The 3,335-nt window shown below is 38.6% G+C and carries 4 protein-coding genes and 1 pseudogene; 3 read left to right on the top strand and 2 right to left on the bottom strand.

Annotation, left to right across the window (positions count from 1 at the left end; all coding sequences use genetic code 11):
* From FTV42_RS17720 to FTV42_RS15885, 3 genes and pseudogenes are all read left to right on the top strand, one after another.
* Positions 1 to 98: pseudogene (locus FTV42_RS17720) on the top strand (conjugal transfer protein TraD); the annotation flags it as partial.
* Between the two features lie 67 nt (positions 99 to 165).
* Positions 166 to 390 (top strand): hypothetical protein, encoded by a 225-nt coding sequence (locus FTV42_RS15890; protein WP_018680094.1) that lies wholly within the window; start codon positions 166 to 168, stop codon positions 388 to 390.
* Between the two features lie 32 nt (positions 391 to 422).
* Entirely contained in the window at positions 423 to 1,025 is a 603-nt protein-coding gene (locus tag FTV42_RS15885; RefSeq protein WP_179995850.1) for a hypothetical protein, read from the top strand.
* A 797-nt stretch (positions 1,026 to 1,822) separates the two neighbouring features.
* On the opposite strand, the gene FTV42_RS15880 is transcribed toward FTV42_RS15885, so the two are convergent.
* Complete coding sequence (locus FTV42_RS15880) at positions 1,823 to 2,323, bottom strand: hypothetical protein (protein ID WP_179991827.1); 501 nt, start codon at positions 2,321 to 2,323, stop codon at positions 1,823 to 1,825.
* Entirely contained in the window at positions 2,320 to 3,249 is a 930-nt protein-coding gene (locus tag FTV42_RS15875; protein ID WP_179996692.1) for a MobA/MobL family protein, read from the bottom strand. Before FTV42_RS15875 ends, FTV42_RS15880 begins: the two co-directional genes overlap by 4 nt.
* Between the last annotated feature and the right edge of the window lie 86 nt (positions 3,250 to 3,335).

The following is a 3,335-nucleotide window of genomic DNA, read 5'->3' as shown; positions in this document are numbered from 1 at the left end:
TTCTAAAAACTGCTGAAATAGACCCAAATGATATGAAATGGCAAATTTGGAAGGATTTAGGACAAGAAACCTTAAATCAGCGTAAAAAAAATAATTAACTGATTACTTAATTTATTTATTTGGTAAAATCAAAAACTTATTTTATTAAGTTTTATAGAGTTTTTTATGAAAAAAACAATTATCGGGGCATTAGCTGTTTCAACACTTTTACTTTCTGCATGTAGTACATCACAACCTATGTGGAGAAAAGCAGGAATTACTCCACACGATGTTAATAATGCTTTAGCAAAATGTCGCTATGACGTAGGTTTAGCTAAAGTAAATCAAAATGAAAAAGCTGAAATGATACAAGATTGCATGATGGCACAAGGTTTCAGATATACCTATTAATCTTTATAAAATTCAAATAAATAGGTTTATTAATGAAAAAGTTCATAGGTTTCATATCCATCGCTATTTTTTGTACAAATTCTTTAGCAGAAATCCCTGTAAAAAATAATAGTATCCCTTTCAATAAGCTTCCTATAGAAATTAAAGAAGCAGTCCAAACTAATTATATTGAAGCATGTCAAGGTATAGCTGAAGATGAAGAAATGGCTATTAAAAATCCAAAAATCACTTTCCATAAAGGATTTTTGGTAAATGTAGATTTTAATGGCGATGGACTAAAAGATTACATTATCCGATCTTCAGCAGTTACCTGTGAAGGTGCTTACTCTATGTTTACTGGAAGTAGTGATGGCTTTATAGATATCTATTTTCAAAATGAGGCAGGTAAATACAATCATGTACTTAATTATTGGTTAGGTCGTGAAGGTTTAGGACTTCAAAAATCAAAAGATGGATATCGTTTTATATCTGAATATAACAACAGTTATTTAGCTTGGGATAAATCTATAAGTAAGTTTATTTCATATTATGGTCCCGAAAAAAGAAAAGATATTTTGGACATAAATGATGAAAACTCTACGACTAGTCAAACTTCTACAGAAAAAGGTGAAGTTTTAAGACAAGCATTTAATTAAGATATACTTTTACTACTTAAATAGCCTAAGCAGAAAAGAGGGTGTAATATAATTCCGCCCTCTTACCCCCCTCTAAAAAACAAATGCTCTCAACTTCTCAACTCGCCCCCAAAGCGTCGCACTTCGTGCTTTGGCTTTGGAAACGGTTGAGAGAGTTTCGGCAATACTCTCCCTAAAGGCGGTCATTTAAAAAAATGACGCATCCTTTAAGTATTGCCGATTTACCGCATATTCTTTTGGCTTCGGAGCCACGTATATCGGTCGTATCCGCACATAGCTTTGCAAACTATGCAGACAAGGACTAAAGGTCTTGCACCTCTCCCCACACGCTCCCTGTCGAAGTATGGCGGTATCTCTGCGAGGGTTTCCCCAACATACAACTTAACCAACCTATACAACTACTCTTAACGCTCCGCTTTTGTGAGATTCCCCTGTAGCGGTTTAGCCTTTCGACTATCGCTACGTTGCACCAGTGACACTTATTCCCTCCACATGCAACGCATGCCAATCCGTAAAACGGACACGCAGAAGCAGGCAAAGCTCGATCTATGATGCTTATTTGATGATTAAAAACACGTATTAACGAAGACTTATCATTTTGAGTCTTGATCTAAACACTGTTTATTGTGAAAATAGAGTTCAGGTACAAGCCTTGTGGTGAAATCTGCACGAGTTGGTAGCTCTGCTGATCTTCGTTACTTGATGTTAGCGCATCAAATAACTGCGTACCGCTGAATATAAAGCGAAAGCCCATTGAGTTTCAATACTGAATGGGCTTTTTCTTTTTCAGATGTTTGTTATTTAGGGTCTATCACGCAAAAATCTTTAGCATTTCCATATCCGCACTGTTCTTTCATCACTCGGACACACGTTTTAGATTCTCCATCGACTTTACAGCTTCCAAGATCAAACTGAATGCCTTGCTGTCTTAGGCTCTCGATCTGCGGGATATTTTCTAAAGGTTTGATATAAACACTAAACAGCCAAATGATGCCAAGCATAAGAATGGCGAAAATGCCTAAAACGATAGTGATGATTTTCCATGAAAATTGATCACTGGTTGATTCAATCGAGTTTTTTAAATGTCCAAGTGCTTTGGCGGTCTTAATAAGCTCCGCTGTACCCTCCTGTAAGCCCGTATTTAGCGATTTTGATACGGTACTATGGGTTTGCCCTGCTATGACCTTTTGAATGCGTTCTTCGGTGATTTGAAGCTCTTTAACAGCCTGATTGACTAGGTTCTGCTGTTGTTCTGCAACTGCCATCAGTGCATATAACTTTTTTTCATCAGGTGTCATCGGCTCATCCCCTTATAACTCATGGTTTTCTGTTGCTCTCGTTCTAATTTCTGCTGTTCTTTGTACTGCTGTAAGGCAAGTTGTTTGAAGCTGTCAAAATCAGCCTTAAAGCTCTCAATACCCTGTTTAATTTCTTTGTCTGAAATTGGGCTGTCTTTGAGTTCTTTCAGGTCTTTTTTCGGGTCGCCTAAGTCTAGTCGCTCAAGCTCTTTGTAGGCTGTACGTGACTGTTGCAAGGCTTCCCTGATTTCAGGGTCTTTGGCTTGGCTTGGTAATAATTTTTTTTCAGGTTCTTTGTCTATGCCTTGCTCTTTATAGCTTCGCATATCAATACGGCTGTCAATTTGGTGTTTTTCTAAATGGCTGTTGCATAAATCTGCCCATCTTTGGCGTAGGTCTTTAATATCAGTTTTTCGTTCCTGGTAACTCTTGCCGGTATTGTCTTTTTTAGCTCCGCCACGTTCAGGATTCTTGCTGTTATAGCGTTTGAAATATTGCTCCGGATCTCGTTCGATTCCATCTTGCAGACGTTCATTAAACATCAGGTGGACGTGGGGCTGATCGTTGCCGTCCATTGCTTTAGGGTTATGAATCGCAAATTGATACGGATATTTTGAGCCGATCTCGGACTGAATGAAGTCCTCAACCAGTTCTAAGCGTTGCTCGGCATTCATTTCTCTAGGTAGGGCAATTTCATATTCTCGATAGGTACTGCCATTTTTGCGCTCGTAAAGGTCGGCTGCCTGCCAAAAGGTAATCGGATTATGTTCAGCCCATTTCGGCATATTTCCATAGGCACTATGTTCAAGGTCGGTTTCTGCCTGCTCCTGTTTCAGCTTCTTTTCTTCATCCCGATCAATATATTCGGCATGCGGTGCTGCTTTGCCTGCCTTACCGACTTTGACACTTAAACGAGCAATCGCCATTAGGTCTTATCCTGTTCCTTTTTTCGGTTACGTTCTTTTTTAAACGCTCTTTGATCAAGTATCGAAGCCCACATCATAATGATGAT

The organism is Acinetobacter sp. YH16052 (genome assembly GCF_013417155.1).
GTDB lineage: Bacteria > Pseudomonadota > Gammaproteobacteria > Pseudomonadales > Moraxellaceae > Acinetobacter.
This window is presented reverse-complemented; position numbering and strand designations above follow the sequence as displayed.

Coding starts and splice junctions, on each gene's coding strand:
- FTV42_RS15890 (WP_018680094.1), top strand. CDS start 166: ATGAAAAAAACAATTATCGGGGCATTAGCTGTTTCAACACTTTTACTT.
- FTV42_RS15885 (WP_179995850.1), top strand. CDS start 423: ATGAAAAAGTTCATAGGTTTCATATCCATCGCTATTTTTTGTACAAAT.
- FTV42_RS15880 (WP_179991827.1), bottom strand. CDS start 2,323: ATGACACCTGATGAAAAAAAGTTATATGCACTGATGGCAGTTGCAGAA.
- FTV42_RS15875 (WP_179996692.1), bottom strand. CDS start 3,249: ATGGCGATTGCTCGTTTAAGTGTCAAAGTCGGTAAGGCAGGCAAAGCA.